Annotated in this window: 28 protein-coding genes; 27 read left to right on the plus strand and 1 reads right to left on the minus strand. The window is 55.6% G+C overall.

Annotation, left to right across the window (positions count from 1 at the left end; genetic code table 11):
• Positions 1-30: 30 nt before the first annotated feature.
• The 23 genes from QLG21_RS01375 (at position 31) to QLG21_RS01485 (ending at position 10,420) form a co-directional block, all read left to right on the plus strand.
• Positions 31-273: a hypothetical protein gene (locus QLG21_RS01375; RefSeq protein ID WP_045142291.1), complete on the plus strand. Its 243-nt coding sequence runs from the start codon at positions 31-33 to the stop codon at positions 271-273.
• A 158-nt stretch (positions 274-431) separates the two neighbouring features.
• Positions 432-620, plus strand: a complete 189-nt coding sequence (locus tag QLG21_RS01380; RefSeq protein ID WP_072049634.1) for a hypothetical protein — start codon at positions 432-434, stop codon at positions 618-620.
• On the plus strand, positions 617-781 hold the full coding sequence (locus QLG21_RS01385; RefSeq protein ID WP_213132382.1) for a hypothetical protein: 165 nt from the start codon (positions 617-619) through the stop codon (positions 779-781). The genes QLG21_RS01380 and QLG21_RS01385 overlap by 4 nt, the downstream gene beginning before the upstream one ends.
• Positions 778-987 carry a cell division protein FtsZ gene (locus QLG21_RS01390; RefSeq protein WP_006176189.1) on the plus strand — a complete coding sequence of 70 codons (210 nt, stop codon included), beginning with the start codon at positions 778-780 and terminating at the stop codon, positions 985-987. Before QLG21_RS01385 ends, QLG21_RS01390 begins: the two co-directional genes overlap by 4 nt.
• Before the next feature lie 10 nt (positions 988-997).
• The gene (locus tag QLG21_RS01395) at positions 998-1,432 is read left to right on the plus strand and encodes a zinc-finger-containing protein (protein ID WP_282483732.1); all 435 of its coding nucleotides are present in this window, start codon (positions 998-1,000) and stop codon (positions 1,430-1,432) included.
• Positions 1,433-1,502: 70 nt separating this feature from the next.
• Positions 1,503-2,471 (plus strand): hypothetical protein, encoded by a 969-nt coding sequence (locus QLG21_RS01400; protein ID WP_282483733.1) that lies wholly within the window; start codon positions 1,503-1,505, stop codon positions 2,469-2,471.
• A gap of 8 nt (positions 2,472-2,479) precedes the next feature.
• The gene (locus QLG21_RS01405) at positions 2,480-2,677 is read left to right on the plus strand and encodes a thioredoxin reductase (protein WP_196338212.1); all 198 of its coding nucleotides are present in this window, start codon (positions 2,480-2,482) and stop codon (positions 2,675-2,677) included.
• On the plus strand, positions 2,674-2,832 hold the full coding sequence (locus tag QLG21_RS01410; RefSeq protein ID WP_282483734.1) for a hypothetical protein: 159 nt from the start codon (positions 2,674-2,676) through the stop codon (positions 2,830-2,832). Before QLG21_RS01405 ends, QLG21_RS01410 begins: the two co-directional genes overlap by 4 nt.
• On the plus strand, positions 2,829-3,554 hold the full coding sequence (locus tag QLG21_RS01415; protein WP_282483735.1) for a Rad52/Rad22 family DNA repair protein: 726 nt from the start codon (positions 2,829-2,831) through the stop codon (positions 3,552-3,554). Before QLG21_RS01410 ends, QLG21_RS01415 begins: the two co-directional genes overlap by 4 nt.
• Positions 3,555-4,052: a single-stranded DNA-binding protein gene (locus QLG21_RS01420; RefSeq protein WP_282483736.1), complete on the plus strand. Its 498-nt coding sequence runs from the start codon at positions 3,555-3,557 to the stop codon at positions 4,050-4,052.
• Between the two features lie 25 nt (positions 4,053-4,077).
• On the plus strand, positions 4,078-4,299 hold the full coding sequence (locus QLG21_RS01425) for a hypothetical protein (RefSeq protein ID WP_282483737.1): 222 nt from the start codon (positions 4,078-4,080) through the stop codon (positions 4,297-4,299).
• Entirely contained in the window at positions 4,299-4,451 is a 153-nt protein-coding gene (locus QLG21_RS01430; protein WP_282483738.1) for a DUF1317 family protein, read from the plus strand. Before QLG21_RS01425 ends, QLG21_RS01430 begins: the two co-directional genes overlap by 1 nt.
• On the plus strand, positions 4,448-5,509 hold the full coding sequence (locus tag QLG21_RS01435) for a DGQHR domain-containing protein (RefSeq protein ID WP_282483739.1): 1,062 nt from the start codon (positions 4,448-4,450) through the stop codon (positions 5,507-5,509). Before QLG21_RS01430 ends, QLG21_RS01435 begins: the two co-directional genes overlap by 4 nt.
• A gap of 2 nt (positions 5,510-5,511) precedes the next feature.
• On the plus strand, positions 5,512-5,976 hold the full coding sequence (locus QLG21_RS01440; protein WP_282483741.1) for a hypothetical protein: 465 nt from the start codon (positions 5,512-5,514) through the stop codon (positions 5,974-5,976).
• On the plus strand, positions 5,973-7,103 hold the full coding sequence (locus QLG21_RS01445; RefSeq protein WP_282483742.1) for a site-specific DNA-methyltransferase: 1,131 nt from the start codon (positions 5,973-5,975) through the stop codon (positions 7,101-7,103). The genes QLG21_RS01440 and QLG21_RS01445 overlap by 4 nt, the downstream gene beginning before the upstream one ends.
• On the plus strand, positions 7,100-7,318 hold the full coding sequence (locus QLG21_RS01450) for a hypothetical protein (RefSeq protein ID WP_282483743.1): 219 nt from the start codon (positions 7,100-7,102) through the stop codon (positions 7,316-7,318). The genes QLG21_RS01445 and QLG21_RS01450 overlap by 4 nt, the downstream gene beginning before the upstream one ends.
• The gene (locus tag QLG21_RS01455; protein ID WP_045357106.1) at positions 7,315-7,536 is read left to right on the plus strand and encodes a hypothetical protein; all 222 of its coding nucleotides are present in this window, start codon (positions 7,315-7,317) and stop codon (positions 7,534-7,536) included. The genes QLG21_RS01450 and QLG21_RS01455 overlap by 4 nt, the downstream gene beginning before the upstream one ends.
• Complete coding sequence (locus tag QLG21_RS01460; RefSeq protein WP_282483744.1) at positions 7,533-7,763, plus strand: hypothetical protein; 231 nt, start codon at positions 7,533-7,535, stop codon at positions 7,761-7,763. Before QLG21_RS01455 ends, QLG21_RS01460 begins: the two co-directional genes overlap by 4 nt.
• A gap of 88 nt (positions 7,764-7,851) precedes the next feature.
• Positions 7,852-8,121, plus strand: a complete 270-nt coding sequence (locus QLG21_RS01465) for a hypothetical protein (protein WP_282483745.1) — start codon at positions 7,852-7,854, stop codon at positions 8,119-8,121.
• A 2-nt stretch (positions 8,122-8,123) separates the two neighbouring features.
• Positions 8,124-8,360, plus strand: a complete 237-nt coding sequence (locus QLG21_RS01470; protein WP_282483746.1) for a TraR/DksA family transcriptional regulator — start codon at positions 8,124-8,126, stop codon at positions 8,358-8,360.
• Positions 8,361-8,410: 50 nt separating this feature from the next.
• Positions 8,411-8,680 (plus strand): hypothetical protein, encoded by a 270-nt coding sequence (locus QLG21_RS01475; RefSeq protein WP_282483747.1) that lies wholly within the window; start codon positions 8,411-8,413, stop codon positions 8,678-8,680.
• Positions 8,681-8,833: 153 nt separating this feature from the next.
• Positions 8,834-9,079, plus strand: coding sequence for an excisionase family protein (locus QLG21_RS01480; protein ID WP_282483748.1), 246 nt, complete (start codon positions 8,834-8,836; stop codon positions 9,077-9,079).
• A gap of 45 nt (positions 9,080-9,124) precedes the next feature.
• Positions 9,125-10,420, plus strand: coding sequence for a site-specific integrase (locus QLG21_RS01485; protein ID WP_282483749.1), 1,296 nt, complete (start codon positions 9,125-9,127; stop codon positions 10,418-10,420).
• Positions 10,421-10,446: 26 nt separating this feature from the next.
• Here QLG21_RS01485 and fliE read toward each other — a convergent pair whose 3' ends face one another.
• On the minus strand, positions 10,447-10,761 hold the full coding sequence (gene fliE / locus QLG21_RS01490; RefSeq protein ID WP_006176207.1) for a flagellar hook-basal body complex protein FliE: 315 nt from the start codon (positions 10,759-10,761) through the stop codon (positions 10,447-10,449).
• Between the two features lie 228 nt (positions 10,762-10,989).
• On the opposite strand from fliE, the gene fliF reads away from it, so the two are divergent.
• The 4 genes from fliF to fliI are packed head-to-tail and all read left to right on the plus strand — an operon-like array spanning position 10,990 to position 15,730.
• The gene (gene fliF, locus QLG21_RS01495) at positions 10,990-12,669 is read left to right on the plus strand and encodes a flagellar basal-body MS-ring/collar protein FliF (RefSeq protein ID WP_088208193.1); all 1,680 of its coding nucleotides are present in this window, start codon (positions 10,990-10,992) and stop codon (positions 12,667-12,669) included.
• Complete coding sequence (gene fliG, locus QLG21_RS01500) at positions 12,662-13,660, plus strand: flagellar motor switch protein FliG (protein WP_006176209.1); 999 nt, start codon at positions 12,662-12,664, stop codon at positions 13,658-13,660. Before fliF ends, fliG begins: the two co-directional genes overlap by 8 nt.
• Positions 13,653-14,360 (plus strand): flagellar assembly protein FliH, encoded by a 708-nt coding sequence (fliH, locus tag QLG21_RS01505; RefSeq protein WP_058610153.1) that lies wholly within the window; start codon positions 13,653-13,655, stop codon positions 14,358-14,360. Before fliG ends, fliH begins: the two co-directional genes overlap by 8 nt.
• Positions 14,360-15,730: a flagellar protein export ATPase FliI gene (gene fliI, locus QLG21_RS01510; RefSeq protein ID WP_006176211.1), complete on the plus strand. Its 1,371-nt coding sequence runs from the start codon at positions 14,360-14,362 to the stop codon at positions 15,728-15,730. The genes fliH and fliI overlap by 1 nt, the downstream gene beginning before the upstream one ends.
• The last annotated feature ends 1 nt before the right edge of the window (position 15,731 follow it).

A 15,731-nucleotide genomic window follows, 5' to 3' on the forward strand; every position in this document is an offset into this window, starting at 1 on the left:
CGGGTAACGACAGAGGGTAAGGCGATGGGCATGCTCAGACTTTCTCCTGAAGAAGCGGTTAAACAAATGACTGCATCGGGATTGATGGATGAATTAGATGCATTGATCGACAAATACAAAATCGACAAGGCAGCGCGCAGGCTATCGGGTGACAGAACGTGGCTTGTCGCTTCCGAAAGCATTTACGGGGAATTTTGCGGAGACACGTTAACACATGCCGTTCATATCTTCGTTTTGAGTTATGAGGCAAACAAAAATTCGTTATTCGTCTGAAGCCGCTTAGCCAGCGGCTTTTTTCATACCTCAGTCGCTTCACCGAGGCGGCTTAGTTATGACAACCGGCGGCCATCCACCGCCCATTGAAACACAGAAAAATGCGTTGAAGTCTTGTATTAACCGTTCCGTTCGCCGCGATAAGGCTAAGAGGATTTATGAGCAAAGAAATGTTGCTGCAAATTATCAACGATGCCCAGCTCAGGGCTGACAGTAAAACCCTACCGCTTGAAGTACGCATTCGCTCAAGAGTAACAGTCAACGATTGTATCGTGAGAGCAGACAAAGAAGGCTGGCCGCTTGTTTATAAGGGTAAAGGCCGCTGGGCTATGGGAAGTGCATCATGACAGTCACCCACAACGGCAAGCAGTACTCCGTAAAGCGCTGCGCCCTGAACAATAACGAATGGCGGCTAACGTCGCTCACCAATCCGCGCGAACAGGTCACACTGAACCGCTGGCAGATGCACGTTGCTGGTTTACTGGCTCAGGTGGAGGGTAAAAAATGATGTCTCACTACGGCACCACCCCGCTCATTCGCCAGTGCGTTACGCCCGGCATGATGGCAATGCATGAAGGCCGAACCTATCGCGTCTCAGCAGTCATTCAGGAGCGCAAATGGGTGTACCTGCACACCGACGCAGAAATCATCCGCCTCAGTGACTGCGTGATTGACGTCCTTCTGGACGGTCACGGCAACCCAATCGTTCACTGAGGACGCTGATATGGAAATCAAAACTCCAACCAACCCAAGCAAAAAGGCGACGGCCAGGGTAAAGAATCCTCTTCCCGTGCCAACAAATTGTCACCTGTGCTCTGGTTCAGTACGGATCGGCACTCATGGAGAAGTCTATGGGCGCGACTTCAGTGAATGGCCGTATGTCTATCTGTGCGAACGCTGCGGTGCATACGTCGGGCTTCATCCTTTCACAGCGATCCCGCTTGGCACTCTGGCAGACAAGCCCACCCGCGACGCGCGCAAAAGCTGTAAGTTGCCATTTGAACGTATCTGGAAGTCGGGCGCCATGACGCGCACTGAAGCTTATCAATGGCTGGCCGGCAAGATGGGTATACCTGTTCATGAATGCCACTTCGGCTGGTTCACCGTAGAGCAGTGCCAGGCTGCAATGCATCACTGTAACGACTGGTTAAACCGCTAACCACCCTATTTAACCGATCGGCCTGGCATTACGCGGGCGGGATCTGCACATCCAAATTTCAGGAGATACCATGAGCGAAGTAACGGATTTAGTCGTCATTGAGAAACAGAACGCAATGGCGGTATTCACCACCAAAGAGCAACTCGACCCGATTATTGAGGCGATCGAGAAAGAAGCTCGCAGCCTGGTGCCGGATGTGTCGACCCGTAAAGGCCGCGACGCTATCGCATCCATGGCGCACAAGGTTGCCCGTTCCAAAACCTACATCGACAACGCCGGCAAGGATCTGGTTGCTGAGCTTAAAGCTCTGCCAAAGCAGATCGACGAAAGCCGCCGCATTGTGCGAGAGCGGCTGGACGCGCTTAAGGATGAAGTGCGCCGTCCTCTAACCGAATGGGAAGCCGAGCAGGATCGCATTAAGGCTGAGGAGGCCATGAACGCGCTGCACGCCGAAGCGTTGATGATGAACGAAGAGTTCGACCACCAGCGTGCCGCGCAGATCGAAGCAGATCACGAAATGGCTTTGCTGATGAATGACGCTTTCGACCGTGACCGCGAAGAGCAGCGCCGCCTAGCGGAGCAGGCTCAGCGTGAACGAGACGAGCGGCTGAAGCAGGAAGCGGCTGACAAAGCCAAGCGAGAAGCCGAAGAGAGACATAAGGCGGAACTGGATGCCGCAGCGCGCCGTGAAGCAGAAGAGAAAGCTCGCGCTGAGCTGGCGGAACGCCAGCGCATTGAAGCGGAACAGCGTGCGGCACGCGAGAAGCAGGAAGCGGAAGAGCGTGCACGACGCGAAAAAGAAGAAGCCGTTGCCGCGGAGCGCCGCCGTCAGGAAGAAGCAGGGGCGGCCCGTCTGGCCGAAGAGCAGCGTAAAGCCGAAGAAGTCGCGCGCCGCGCCGCAGACAAAGAGCACCGCCGCACCGTCAATCGTCGCGTTATCGCCGACCTGATAGCTCAGGGCATACCCGAAGAATTCGCGCAGAAAGCACTGCTGGCGATCGCTGGCGGCAAAGTGCAAGACGCGCACATCAAATATTGAGGTGATTCATGAATATCACATGCGAGTGCGTGGACATGCGCACGTCCGTCGGCCCCCACAACACCATCAAAGTTGAGATGGAGGGCGTTGTGCTGGCCGGTATCGTTAAAACCCGTGACGTACTCCCCCAACTCGACGGCGCAGAAGTCATCGAGTGGCTGGCTGAACAGGGTTATGTCATCACTCATCAGGAGCGTGCAGCATGACGGCAGCAGAACGGTGGGATGAAGAGTCATTCCTGCGCCTTATGCGCGACGTGCTGCCGGAAAAGCAAGAAAACGACGACGAGCCAGTCAACCTTGCCGCCGAACGGCAGAACCCGGTCATTAGCTGGGATGAATTTGCGGGGAATTACACATGAACCTTGATGAATTAGATGCGCCATTTGCCAGCGAGGATATTGAGTGGCGCATTCAGCAGGCGGGAAAAAACAATAACGGCATCTGGGCAAAGGTGCTGGCTTACGTAACTAACCGCGCAATCATGAAGCGGCTGGATGAAGTATGCGGCAAGGCTGGCTGGCGTAACGAATACCGCGATATTCCGAACAATGGCGGCGTTGAGTGTGGTATTTCCATAAAAGTTGAAGGCGAGTGGATCACTAAGTGGGATGCGGCAGAAAACACACAAGTTGAAGCTGTGAAAGGTGGTCGCTCTGGCGCCATGAAGCGCGCCGCCGTGCAATGGGGGATCGGTCGTTACCTATACAACTTGGAGGAAGGGTTCGCTGTGGTTTCAGCAACGCGCGCGCCCGGGTTCCAGTACGCCAAATCAAAAGAGGTTGGCGTTTTCTATTGGAAGGCGCCAGCTCTACCGGGATGGGCATTGCCATCAGGAACACCAACCGAGCAGAACCATCAACCGCATGATGGTCACCAGCAGCGAGACCAGGCACCTCAGTCCGTGGATGCGGACAAAATCCTCGCCGAATTCTCTGCATACGCTGGCTCTGAAAACGATAGCGATCGGCTTAAGCATCGCTATGAAGACACATGGAAATTGCTTAACGGCTTTGCTGAGCACCAGAACAAATGCAAAGACGTTACTGGCATTCGACTCAAAGAACTTAAACAGGCGGCGTAAATGGCTAGCAAAGGCGTAAACAAAGTGATCCTCGTCGGTAACCTCGGGCAAGACCCCGAGGTACGTTACCTGCCTTCCGGCGGCTCAGTGTGCAGTCTGACGCTGGCGACATCAGATTCATGGCGAGATAAAGCCACTGGTGAACAGAAAGAGCAAACGGAATGGCACCGCGTCGTTCTGTTCGGAAAGCTGGCAGAGGTAGCTGGTGAATATCTGCGTAAAGGCTCTCAGGTTTATATCGAGGGCCAGCTGCGCACCCGCAAATGGACAGATCAGGCTGGCGTCGAGAAGTACACCACGGAGGTGGTGGTAAACGTCGGCGGAACAATGCAGATGCTTGGTGGCCGTCAGGGCGGTGGAGCGGCACCAGCAGGTGGCAGACAAACGCAGGGCAAAAATCAATTCAGCGGCGGCGCACGGTCTCGCGCACAGCAGCAGTCGGAACCCGCCCCATCTAACGAACCGCCAATGGACTTCGACGACGATATACCCTTTTGAATCATCTCCCGGTCAGGAGAAACCAATGAACAAATTTACCCCCGAATATCGAAAATATCTTCTCCGGCCAATCCCTGACCGGAAACTTAGCCCGAAAGAACGCGCCGATCGCAAAGAGCTTTACCAGATCATCCGTGAGGAGCGTGAGAACGATACATCACCGGCAAAACCATCGACTTACAGGCCATGTGATCCATATCTGAATGACAACCGCAAAGGTCTTGGCGGTGCTTCAAGGAGTGACTAATGACTCACGCTCACGACGACATCAGGGTTGGCACACTGCGCCTTCCCTTCATTGGTAACGGCTGGCTAATGCCATGGGGTGAAGTGGTCAGCAATCCATTAAAGGCGCAGCGGCCCGCTGAGGAATATCGGGAAAGGCAGGAGGCGGCATGAGCAAAGTAGGCGATTATTTCTTTGAGTTGCCGGCGTCGCGCGGCATGCAGGGTAGCACGGCGACTTACATGATCACGGCGCCTGCTCGAGCGCTAACGCGCATACTTGCGTCCGACAATCACGGCAGCACGCTCGAGCGCTCTCAACGCGAAATTAACCAGGCGCGCGTGAAGAAGTTTTACCAGTACCTCGTCAATGCCTACCAAAATAAAGAGCCCTTCATCATCCCGCCACTGGTCGGCAACTGCGACGCGGATATTGAGTTTGAAGAGTTCGGCAATACGAATGTGGGCGTCGCACGCTTCCCTATGGATGCAGTGATCAAGCTGTTCGACGGCCAGCACCGCGCCGCCGGGTTAGCTGAGTTCTGCCGGACTTACGGAGAGCCAATCAGCATCCCGCTGATGCTGACCCATAATCTCCCACTGAAGGCACGCCAGCAGTTCTTCTCCGATATCAATAACAACGTCTCGAAACCTTCCGCTGCGATCAACATGGCCTATGACGGGCGTAATGAGGTGGCCCAGGGGATGGTGTCGTTCCTGTCTCAGCACGACACCTTCTCAGAGGTTACAGACTTCGAGCACAACGTCGTTCCGGCGAAAAGTAAGTTATGGGTGAGCTTCAAGGCGCTTAGCGACGCGACGGCCAAGTTTGCCAATGCGGGCAGTAAGCCGCTGGAAATGGGTGACATCGAATCCATCTGGGAGGCCTGGTTGGCCCTGACGCAGATCGAGGCGATTCGCCACGGCACCAGCCAGGCAGACTACAAGCGTGACTACATTCAGTTCCACGCGGTGATGATCAATGCCTTCGGCTACGCCGTTCAGCGGCTGATGGCTGACCACTCAATTGTCGATATCGTCCAGATGATTGACGAACTGGCGAGCAATGCAGGTTCCACTGAGATGGAAGACTTCTTCCTGATTTCGCGATGGGGTGGTATCTGCGTGAATGCCGAAAAAGACCGCCCAAGGATAATTGCCTCCGTTCCGGCGCAGAAATCAGCTGCTGAGCGGCTCGTCAAAGTTATCCTGGCGCAAAGCCTCGGGAAATAATTATGACAATGCAGATGCACTCAATGCCCTGGCCTGAATCTCAGGCCATTTTTTTGTCGAAAACTTATCTGTACATGGATATGGATGATCTGTGTGCGACGTTACAGCGCACCAAAGCGTCTATCCAGATGAAAGCCAGCAGCATGGGCCTTTATCGTTGTGGGAAATTAACAATCGACGATCTTCAGCTGATTGAAGCCCTGCTTGATGCCGGTCTTGAGCATGCGGTTATCGCCAGAAAGTTCGAACTCTCCGAGACTCAGCTAATGAGGGTTATGGAAACGGGAGCCTTTCATTGCGATATCTGTGCCACGTTCTCCGCGTCTATGCGTTCCTCTTATTGGAAATTCGACGGAGAGCCGCAAAGGACTTATAGCTGCTGTCCGGCGTGTTGCCGGGCGATGGTTGAAAGCTTTAACGCAGGACACGACCAGCCATTGATGGCACGCAGACGGGAGGCGGCATGACCTATCAACTACACGTCGGGCGCTGCGAGGACGTTCTGAAAACGCTGCCGGATAACTCAGTTGACGCCATCGTTACGGATCCTCCGTACGGTCTCAGTTTCATGAACCACAAATGGGATTACGACGTTCCAACCGTTAAGCAGTGGCAGGAATGCCTGCGCGTTCTCAAGCCTGGCGGCCATCTTCTGGCGTTCGGCGGCTCACGAACCTATCACCGCCTTGTCGTTAACGTTGAGGATGCCGGCTTCGAAATCCGCGACCAAATCCTCTGGATTTACGGCAGCGGCTTCCCCAAGTCGCATAACCTCGATGGTGAATTTGATGGCTGGGGAACGGCTCTGAAGCCTGCGCACGAACCGATCGTCATGGCTCGCAAGCCATTCAAAAAAACGGTGTCAGCGAACATGGCTGAGCACGGCACCGGGGCGATCAATATCAATGCCTGCCGCATCCCTACCGACGAGGCACTACATGGCGGTGCTGGCGGCCTGCTTTCACACCAGCGCGACGGTACCGAACCTGTTACTGATTACGAGCAGGCACCGGAGGGACGCTGGCCGGCAAACATAATTCACGATGGAAGCGATGCTGTAGTGTCAGCGTTTCCGGATGCGAAAGGCCAGCAAGGAGCGCTTACCGGCAATGAGCCAAGCTCGAAAATGGGTGCGGCGAATTGCTATGGGCAAATGGACCGGCGGCACGAATCAACTCCACGCATTGATGACAGCAAGAGCGCCGCCCGCTTTTTCTACTGCGCCAAGGTAAAACCGAAAGAGCGCGACGAAGGCCTCGAGAGGTTCATTGCGACGTCAGCCAGCGACATGACCGGCGGCCGCAAAGAAGGAAGCGTCGGCATTAACGATCCGCGCGCTGGTGCCGGGCGTACCAGTGGCGCGAAGAACAACCACCCAACCGTTAAGCCGATCGCTCTGATGAGTTATCTCTGCAGGCTGATTACTCCGCCTGGCGGTACCGTGCTTGACCCGTGGATGGGGAGCGGGAGCACTGGCCGGGCAGCTATCGAGGAAAGATTTAACTTCATCGGCATCGACCTGAACCCGGATTACGTAACCATTGCTTCCGCTCGAATAGCTCACTCCTTCAAAAAGACGACGGAGGCCGCATGACGCCAGCAAATGAAAACGCCATCCGCGCCGCCTGCCGCCGCTGCACCGAGGAAATCCAGCAGGCCATGCGCAAGAAGCCAAAGCCTAACTGGAACGAAACGGTGCCTCCCATCATCAGCAAGCATCACAAGAAAATTGAAGCTCTTGGAGTTAGCCTCCTGGAGTTCGTCGTATACACAGGGCGGCTTAATAGCCGCTTCGGAGTTGAATCGTGAAAAGATTTCTTTTTACCACTGAGGTCAAGCGAGCAGAAGGTTCGCAGACCTTCAGAGTGGATGCTGAAAGCCTGGAAGAAGCCATGGAGATTCTTGAAAGTGGCGGAGGGGATATTTACGAACACGAAGTTGAGGTTGTCGATATAGGCGAATTTAAGTTCGATCGCGAAACTGACCTTGCTGACTTCGGTGATTTTCCTGAAGGCGGTGCAGCATGACCAAATACGCGAAACTGGATAGCGAAGTGTTAAGCGCTATCGGTGCTCATCCAACCTCGCTTTCGGAGCTGTTTAGCCCTTCCGTCAGGCAGGAGTGCCTCGTTATTGCTGAAGCAGAAGGAAAGCACCCGATGGACGTCTTCCGCATCCTTGATCGCCGCCTCCAGTCGCTCAGGAAGCTTGGTGTCATCCAGCACGTCAAAGGCAAGGGGTGGATTCAGCCATGACATCAATAATCGCCAGGTCGCTAAAGCGGCCTTTTTTATTGCTGGCGTTCACCTTCAACCGAATTAACCGACAGTTCGCGGAGTGAATATGGAAGATTTTAAAGGCACTAAAGGTAATTGGTCATATAGCAAAGAGACCGGAACAATTCGCGGTGATGGTGGCCTTCTCGCTGAGTTACTGATTAATGGCTCCGAAGACGATAACGGCGCGCTCATGGCCGCCGCACCAGATTTACTGGAAGCGTTACAGCTAACCGAAAAAGCAATGGCAAAAGGTCGAAACGTTACATACCCGGAACGATACGGCGTAATCAACAAAGCCCGCGCGGCCATCCACAAAGCCCTCGGTAAGGAGTGACCATGGCCGATATCATCGACACAGCAGCAGAGATTGAAGAGCTTCAGCGTAACGCTGCCCTTTCCGCTCACCGCATAGACCGCAACGCCGTATCAGCTGAACGTTGTGAAGAATGCGACGAACCAATTCCAGAGCCGCGGCGCGCTGCCGTTCCCGGCTGCCAGACGTGCGCAGAGTGCCAAAGTTTGATCGAGCGGGATAAAAAGCATATTCGAAATAGTAGAAGAGCACACAGTTAATAATTTCCTTTTTTGCTATATATACAGAAATTATCAAGAGGAAAGTTACTATGAATGACGTTTTAGTATTTGGTGGCGGATATGATGGACATAAAAGATCAACAACAAAATCAGCGGGGACAACCATTGAAATGGCATCTCATCCAGTACAAAGCACCGGAGATCCTGAAATCCAACCAATTTCATACATCTTTGATTTGAAGACTTTTTGGAATGCATATGATGGACGTGAGTATCTATATGCAGTTAACGGAACTGTTCCATCCGAAGAAGCAATTCTTATTTCGATAAGACGTCATAAACCGAACCCAATTTCTTAAAAATTCCATTTTTCTATCTATACATTGCTTATATTTACCGCAGTTTTGTACGATTCCCCCAAGCCTTCAACTAGTTGTTTAGCACCTAAAAGACTGTTACATAACTTCAATATTAGCCGCCTACGGGCGGTTTATTTTTGCCTGGAGAAACCCATGAGCGAAATGACCTTAATCGTGCCCAACGACTGGGTAACAGAAGAAAAGCTCGTCGAGATTACCGGCCTTCGCCCGGGCACTATCGAGCGGGCCCGCAAGAAATGCTGGATGGCCGGGCGGGAATATTTGCATGTTTCCCCGGACGGTGTGCCGAAGAAAAATAGCGAATGCATGTATAACCGCAAGGCTGTTGACCAGTGGGTTGAGAGCATGTCAAAGAAACAGCCGGGTGCGCGCCAATGAAGATCCGTTTATGCTTAGCGGGCTCTTGGGCGTCAGGAGGGAATAATGGCTAAGTCAGCATACCCAACAGGCGTGGAGAACCACGGAGGAACACTCCGCATATGGTTCATCTATAAAGGCAGCCGGGTTCGTGAAAGCCTCGGCGTGCCGGATACACCAAAAAACAGAAAGGTCGCTGGCGAGCTGCGCGCGTCGGTGTGCTTTTCGATAAAGACTGGCAGCTTCAACTATGCCGCCCAGTTTCCTGACTCGCCGAACTTGAGAAGGTTTGGGATGGAGAGTAAGGAAATCACTGTGCTGGAATTGGCGAATAAGTGGCTGGAATTGAAACGCATGGAGATCAGCACCAACGCTATGTCACGCTATTCATCTATAGCGCGCAACATGGTTCCAAGGATCGGTGGGGACAGGCTGGTATCTGCAGTGACGCAGGAGGACCTGCTGTTTATCAGGAAGGAATTGCTAACTGGTTATCACGTTCTGAAGACGGGGCAGAAAACGCCGGTGAAAGGCCGATCAGTCAGAACGGTGAACAACTACATGAGAACAATGTCAGGTATGTTTAACTTTGCAGCTGATAGCGGGTATGTGAAAGCGAATCCGTTTAATGGCATTTCTCTGCTCAAACGGGCACGCACTGAACCTGACCCGCTAACGCGAGAAGAGTTCATCCGGATGATTAACGCATGTACCCACCAGCAGCTTAAAAATATGTGGTCGCTGGCAGTTTATACCGGAGTACGGCACGGAGAATTGGTAGCTCTTGCCTGGGAAGACATTGACCTGAAAGCAGGCACGATGATCATCCGCCGGAACCACACTTTGACGAAGGAGTTCACTCTTCCGAAAACGGACGCCGGAACGGACCGCATCATCAACCTCATTCAGCCAGCTATCGATGTGCTGAAAAGCCAGGCTGAAATGACGCGTGTTAGCAAACAGCATCAGATTGAAGTTAAGCTCCGTGAGTATGGACGCTCCGTTGTGCATCCGTGCACGTTCGTATTCAACCCACAAATAGTTTCGCGTAATAGCCTTGCCGGGAATCATTACGCAGTAGGGTCGATTAACCAATCATGGGAGTCTGCAATGCGACGCGCCGGGATTCGCTATCGCAAAGCATATCAATCCCGACACACCTATGCATGCTGGTCATTGGCTGCGGGTGCTAACCCTAACTTCATAGCGAAGCAAATGGGCCACACAGACGCGCAAATGGTTTACCGGGTGTACGGATCCTGGATGGCTGAAAACAACCAGGACCAGGTACTCATCCTAAACCAGAAATTAAGTGAGTTTGCCCCATCCATGCCCCACGCCACAGTATCGGATGGTTATTAATTATAATTATCATTAGGTTAAACAACCTAAACCTGCATGGACATCACGTCCTGATAGGCCGAGATCAGCTTGTTACGTACCTGGATCCCCATCTGCAGGGAGACCGATGCTTTTTGCAAATCGGTCATCACATCGTTCAGCGCCACGCCCGGCTCGCCGAGGCTAAATTTCTCGGCCTGGGTACGCGCCGCCGTCTGGGTCTCGCTGATGCGGTCAAGCGCGGCGTGCAGTTGCCCCGCAAAACTGATGCCCGGCTGTTGTTCCGCCACGTTCTGACTGCGTGCCGACACCGCCGTCGCCTGCAGCTGACTGAGTACCCCTTCAATGCCCTGAATAGCCATGACTCTCCCCTGGATGGTTTTTTACGGGGTCAAGACTAACAGCTTGTCAATAAGATAATGGCGGTAAATAACGTGAAAAAACCAGGTTATTTGACGCATAGAAAATCCCGAATCATCAAATAATGGCAGGGCCATCAATATGGAACTTTTGTCGTGTTTGCCGACCCGGGAGTCAGTTTTGTTTCTCTACACGAATAACGTAAACCACCAGGATTTAAGAGGTGCGCAATGAGTGCAGCAGCATCGACAGCGCCACAAAATAAATCACTTGAGTGGATGAACCGCCTTCGCGCGAACCCTAAAATCCCGTTGATCGTGGCAGGCGCTGCCGCAATTGCGATCCTGGTAGCAATGGTCTTATGGGCGAAAAGCCCGGATTACCGCACCCTTTACAGTAACCTTTCCGATCAGGATGGCGGTGCCATCGTCACCCAGCTTACCCAGATGAATATCCCTTATCGCTTTGCCGATAACGGCGGCGCGCTGGAAGTGCCCGCAGATAAGGTGCATGAGCTTCGTCTGCGTCTGGCGCAGCAAGGGCTGCCGAAAGGCGGCGCGGTCGGTTTTGAACTGCTGGACCAGGAAAAATTCGGTATCAGTCAGTTCAGCGAGCAGGTGAACTACCAGCGCGCGCTGGAAGGCGAACTGGCCCGCACCATTGAAACCTTAGGTCCGGTCAAGAGTGCCCGCGTGCACCTGGCGATGCCGAAACCCTCCCTGTTCGTGCGTGAACAAAAGTCTCCTTCCGCTTCCGTGACCGTTAATCTCGAGCCGGGCCGCGCGCTCGATGAAGGACAAATCAGCGCCGTGACCCACCTGGTGTCCAGCGCGGTTGCCGGTCTGCCGCCGGGTAACGTTACTCTGGTCGATCAGAGCGGCCACCTGCTGACCCAGTCCAATAGCGCCGGTCGCGATCTGAACGACGCGCAGCTGAAATACGCCGCGGACGTCGAAGGCCGTCTCCAGCGTCGTATCGAAGCGATCCTTGGCCCGGTTGTCGGTAACAGCAACGTACACGCGCAGGTCACCGCGCAGATCGACTTCGCCAATAAAGAACAGACCGAAGAGCAGTACAGCCCGAACGGTAACCCGTCTCAGGCAGTGATGCGTTCGCGCCAGGTTAATGAGAATGAGCAGGTCGGCGGACCTTACCCTGGCGGCGTGCCGGGCGCACTCTCAAACCAGCCTGCACCGGCTAACGCAGCGCCGATTACTACGCCTGCGGCGAACCAGCAGAACGGCCAGCAAAACAACGCGCAAACCACCTCAACGGCGGCCAGTTCAGGCCCGCGCACCAGCAGCCGTAACGAAACCACTAACTATGAAGTCGACCGTACTATCCGCCACACCAAGCTGAACGTGGGCGATGTGCAGCGCCTGTCGGTTGCCGTGGTGGTGAACTATAAAACGCTGCCGGACGGCAAGCCGCTGCCGCTCACCGCCGAGCAAATGAAGCAGATTGAAGATCTGACCCGCGAAGCCATGGGGTATTCAGAGAAGCGTGGCGACACCCTCAACGTGGTGAACTCGCCGTTCAGCTCGGTGGATGAAACCGGTGGTGAACTGCCGTTCTGGCAACAGCAGGCGTTTATCGACCAGCTGATGTCCGCAGGCCGCTGGCTGCTGGTGCTGATTGTCGCCTGGCTGCTGTGGCGTAAGGGCGTGCGTCCGCAGCTCCAGCGCCGTGCAGAAGCCGAGAAGGCCGCGCAAGAGCAGCAGGTCACGCGTCAGGATACGGAAGAAGCCGTTGAAGTTCGCCTCAGCAAAGACGAACAGATCCAGCAGCGTCGTGCTAATCAGCGTATGGGTGCCGAGGTGATGAGCCAGCGCATTCGCGAAATGTCAGACAACGATCCGCGCGTCGTCGCGCTGGTCATCCGTCAGTGGATGGGTAACGAACATGAGTAATACGCTTACGGGCACCGATAAAAGCGTCATCCTGCTGATGACCATTGGCGAAGACCGCGCGGCGGAGGTGTTTAAACACCTCTCCCAGCGCGAAGTGCAGATCCTCAGCGCCGCGATGGCGAACGTGCGTCAGATCTCCAACAAGCAGCTGACCGAAGTGCTGGCGGAGTTTGAGCAGGAAGCCGAGCAGTTTGCGGCGCTCAACATCAACGCCAACGATTACCTGCGCTCCGTGCTGGTTAAAGCGCTCGGCGAAGAGCGTGCCGCCAGCCTGCTGGAAGATATTCTTGAAACCCGCGATACCGCCAGCGGCATCGAGACGCTCAACTTTATGGAGCCGCAGAGTGCCGCCGACCTTATTCGCGACGAGCACCCGCAGATTATCGCCACCATCCTGGTGCACCTCAAACGGGGTCAGGCGGCCGATATTCTGGCGCTGTTCGACGAACGTCTGCGCCACGACGTGATGCTGCGTATCGCCACCTTCGGCGGCGTGCAGCCTGCCGCGCTGGCGGAACTGACGGAAGTGCTGAACAACCTGCTCGACGGTCAGAACCTCAAGCGCAGCAAAATGGGCGGCGTGAGAACCGCAGCCGAGATCATCAACCTGATGAAAACCCAGCAGGAAGAGGCAGTCATTACCGCGGTTCGCGAGTTCGATGGCGAGCTGGCGCAAAAGATCATCGACGAGATGTTCCTGTTCGAAAACCTGGTCGAAGTGGACGATCGCAGCATCCAGCGCCTGCTTCAGGAAGTGGACTCCGAATCGCTGCTTATCGCCCTCAAGGGTGCCGAACAGCCGCTGCGCGAGAAGTTCCTGCGCAACATGTCGCAGCGTGCAGCCGATATCCTGCGCGACGATCTGGCCAACCGTGGCCCGGTCCGTCTGTCTCAGGTGGAAAACGAACAGAAAGCCATCCTGCTTATCGTTCGCCGTCTGGCAGAGACCGGCGAGATGGTGATCGGCAGCGGAGACGACACCTATGTCTAATGAGCTGTCGTGGAAACCCTGGACGCCTGACGATCTGGCCCCGCCTGTGGCAGAGTTCAGACCCGCCATGGCCGCGCCCGACGAGGATGATGCCGGGGCAGATGTCCCGGAACTGAGCGAAGAAGAGCAGCGGGCGCAAATGCTGGCCCAGCTGCAAATGCAGGCGCACGAGCAGGGTTTTAACGCGGGCATGAACGAAGGCCGACAGAAAGGCCACGAACAGGGCTACCAGGAAGGGCTGGCGAAAGGCCTGGAAGCAGGTCAGGAGCAGGCGCGCCAGCAGCAGGCGCCGCTTCATGCCCGGATGCAGCAGCTGGTAAGCGAGTTCCAGCACACCCTGGACGCACTGGACAGCGTGATCGCCTCGCGCCTGATGCAGATGGCGCTGGAAGCCGCCCGCCAGGTGATTGGCCAGACGCCGGTGGTGGATAACTCGGCGCTGATTAAACAGATCCAGGGTTTGCTCCAGCAGGAGCCATTGTTCAGCGGCAAACCGCAGCTGCGCGTACACCCCGATGATTTACAGCGCGTTGAAGAGAGCCTCGGCGCGACCCTCAGCCTGCACGGCTGGCGTCTGCGCGGCGACCCTTCCCTGCATCACGGGGGCTGCAAAGTCTCTGCCGATGAAGGCGATCTGGATGCCAGCGTGGCGACGCGCTGGCAGGAACTGTGCCGTCTGGCGGCACCGGGAGTCGTCTGATGACCGCACGCCTCACCCGCTGGCTGAACACGCTCGATAACTTCGAGACAAAGATGACGCAACTCCCCTCGGTGCGTCGCTATGGCCGCTTAACGCGCGCCACCGGACTGGTGCTTGAGGCAACGGGCCTGCAGCTTCCGCTCGGCGCCACCTGCGTGATTGAGCGTCAGGACGGGCCGGAGATGCGTGAGGTGGAAAGCGAAGTGGTCGGCTTCAACGGCCAGCGCCTGTTCCTGATGCCGCTTGAAGAGGTGGAAGGCATTCTGCCCGGCGCGCGGGTTTACGCCAAAAATATGAGCGGCGACGGATTACAGAGCGGCAAACAGCTGCCGCTTGGCCCGGCGCTGCTGGGCCGCGTGCTGGACGGCGGCGGCAAACCGCTTGATGGCCTGCCCTCCCCGGATACCACGGAAACCGGCGCGCTGATCACCCAGCCGTTTAACCCCCTGCAACGTACCGCCATTGAACATGTACTCGATACGGGCGTTCGCCCCATCAACGCCCTGCTGACCGTCGGTCGCGGGCAGCGTATGGGGCTGTTCGCCGGTTCCGGCGTGGGGAAATCGGTCCTGCTCGGCATGATGGCGCGCTATACCCAGGCCGACGTGATCGTGGTGGGCCTGATCGGCGAACGTGGTCGCGAGGTCAAAGACTTCATCGAGAACATCCTCGGCGCAGAGGGCCGCGCGCGCTCGGTGGTGATTGCCGCCCCGGCGGATGTCTCCCCGCTGCTGCGTATGCAGGGTGCCGCATATGCCACCCGCATTGCGGAAGATTTTCGCGACCGCGGGCAGCACGTCCTGCTGATCATGGACTCCTTAACCCGTTATGCCATGGCGCAGCGTGAAATCGCGCTGGCCATCGGTGAACCCCCGGCGACCAAGGGCTATCCGCCCTCGGTGTTTGCCAAACTGCCCGCGCTGGTTGAACGCGCGGGGAACGGAATTACGGGCGGTGGCTCGATTACCGCGTTTTATACGGTGCTGACCGAAGGCGATGACCAGCAGGATCCGATTGCCGACTCCGCGCGCGCGATCCTCGACGGCCACATTGTGTTATCGCGCCGTCTCGCCGAAGCCGGGCACTATCCGGCTATCGATATTGAAGCATCCATCAGCCGTGCAATGACGGCCCTGATAACCGAGAAGCACTACGCCCGCGTGCGTAACTTCAAACAACTGCTCTCCAGCTTCCAGCGTAACCGCGATCTGGTCAGCGTCGGGGCGTATGCCAAAGGCAGCGACCCGATGCTCGATAAAGCGATTACCCTCTGGCCACAGCTGGAGGCGTTTCTGCAACAAGGTATTTTTGAACGCGCCGACTGGGAAGACTCGCTTCAGGCCCTGGAGCTGATTTTCCCGCAGGTGTAAC

The organism is Enterobacter sp. V87_3, assembly GCF_029967835.1.
GTDB lineage: Bacteria > Pseudomonadota > Gammaproteobacteria > Enterobacterales > Enterobacteriaceae > Enterobacter > Enterobacter cancerogenus.

Bases quoted from the DNA above. Each gene is read 5' to 3' on its own strand.
- QLG21_RS01405 (WP_196338212.1), top strand. From the start codon at position 2,480: ATGAATATCACATGCGAGTGCGTGGACATGCGCACGTCCGTCGGCCCC.
- QLG21_RS01485 (WP_282483749.1), top strand. From the start codon at position 9,125: ATGGCTAAGTCAGCATACCCAACAGGCGTGGAGAACCACGGAGGAACA.
- fliI (WP_006176211.1), top strand. From the start codon at position 14,360: ATGACCGCACGCCTCACCCGCTGGCTGAACACGCTCGATAACTTCGAG.
- fliG (WP_006176209.1), top strand. From the start codon at position 12,662: ATGAGTAATACGCTTACGGGCACCGATAAAAGCGTCATCCTGCTGATG.
- QLG21_RS01480 (WP_282483748.1), top strand. From the start codon at position 8,834: ATGAGCGAAATGACCTTAATCGTGCCCAACGACTGGGTAACAGAAGAA.
- QLG21_RS01395 (WP_282483732.1), top strand. From the start codon at position 998: ATGGAAATCAAAACTCCAACCAACCCAAGCAAAAAGGCGACGGCCAGG.
- fliH (WP_058610153.1), top strand. From the start codon at position 13,653: ATGTCTAATGAGCTGTCGTGGAAACCCTGGACGCCTGACGATCTGGCC.
- fliF (WP_088208193.1), top strand. From the start codon at position 10,990: ATGAGTGCAGCAGCATCGACAGCGCCACAAAATAAATCACTTGAGTGG.
- QLG21_RS01410 (WP_282483734.1), top strand. From the start codon at position 2,674: ATGACGGCAGCAGAACGGTGGGATGAAGAGTCATTCCTGCGCCTTATG.
- QLG21_RS01430 (WP_282483738.1), top strand. From the start codon at position 4,299: ATGACTCACGCTCACGACGACATCAGGGTTGGCACACTGCGCCTTCCC.
- QLG21_RS01420 (WP_282483736.1), top strand. From the start codon at position 3,555: ATGGCTAGCAAAGGCGTAAACAAAGTGATCCTCGTCGGTAACCTCGGG.
- QLG21_RS01435 (WP_282483739.1), top strand. From the start codon at position 4,448: ATGAGCAAAGTAGGCGATTATTTCTTTGAGTTGCCGGCGTCGCGCGGC.
- QLG21_RS01385 (WP_213132382.1), top strand. From the start codon at position 617: ATGACAGTCACCCACAACGGCAAGCAGTACTCCGTAAAGCGCTGCGCC.
- QLG21_RS01380 (WP_072049634.1), top strand. From the start codon at position 432: ATGAGCAAAGAAATGTTGCTGCAAATTATCAACGATGCCCAGCTCAGG.
- QLG21_RS01450 (WP_282483743.1), top strand. From the start codon at position 7,100: ATGACGCCAGCAAATGAAAACGCCATCCGCGCCGCCTGCCGCCGCTGC.
- QLG21_RS01465 (WP_282483745.1), top strand. From the start codon at position 7,852: ATGGAAGATTTTAAAGGCACTAAAGGTAATTGGTCATATAGCAAAGAG.
- QLG21_RS01390 (WP_006176189.1), top strand. From the start codon at position 778: ATGATGTCTCACTACGGCACCACCCCGCTCATTCGCCAGTGCGTTACG.
- QLG21_RS01470 (WP_282483746.1), top strand. From the start codon at position 8,124: ATGGCCGATATCATCGACACAGCAGCAGAGATTGAAGAGCTTCAGCGT.
- QLG21_RS01475 (WP_282483747.1), top strand. From the start codon at position 8,411: ATGAATGACGTTTTAGTATTTGGTGGCGGATATGATGGACATAAAAGA.
- QLG21_RS01400 (WP_282483733.1), top strand. From the start codon at position 1,503: ATGAGCGAAGTAACGGATTTAGTCGTCATTGAGAAACAGAACGCAATG.
- QLG21_RS01425 (WP_282483737.1), top strand. From the start codon at position 4,078: ATGAACAAATTTACCCCCGAATATCGAAAATATCTTCTCCGGCCAATC.
- QLG21_RS01375 (WP_045142291.1), top strand. From the start codon at position 31: ATGCTCAGACTTTCTCCTGAAGAAGCGGTTAAACAAATGACTGCATCG.
- fliE (WP_006176207.1), bottom strand. From the start codon at position 10,761: ATGGCTATTCAGGGCATTGAAGGGGTACTCAGTCAGCTGCAGGCGACG.
- QLG21_RS01445 (WP_282483742.1), top strand. From the start codon at position 5,973: ATGACCTATCAACTACACGTCGGGCGCTGCGAGGACGTTCTGAAAACG.
- QLG21_RS01415 (WP_282483735.1), top strand. From the start codon at position 2,829: ATGAACCTTGATGAATTAGATGCGCCATTTGCCAGCGAGGATATTGAG.
- QLG21_RS01460 (WP_282483744.1), top strand. From the start codon at position 7,533: ATGACCAAATACGCGAAACTGGATAGCGAAGTGTTAAGCGCTATCGGT.
- QLG21_RS01440 (WP_282483741.1), top strand. From the start codon at position 5,512: ATGACAATGCAGATGCACTCAATGCCCTGGCCTGAATCTCAGGCCATT.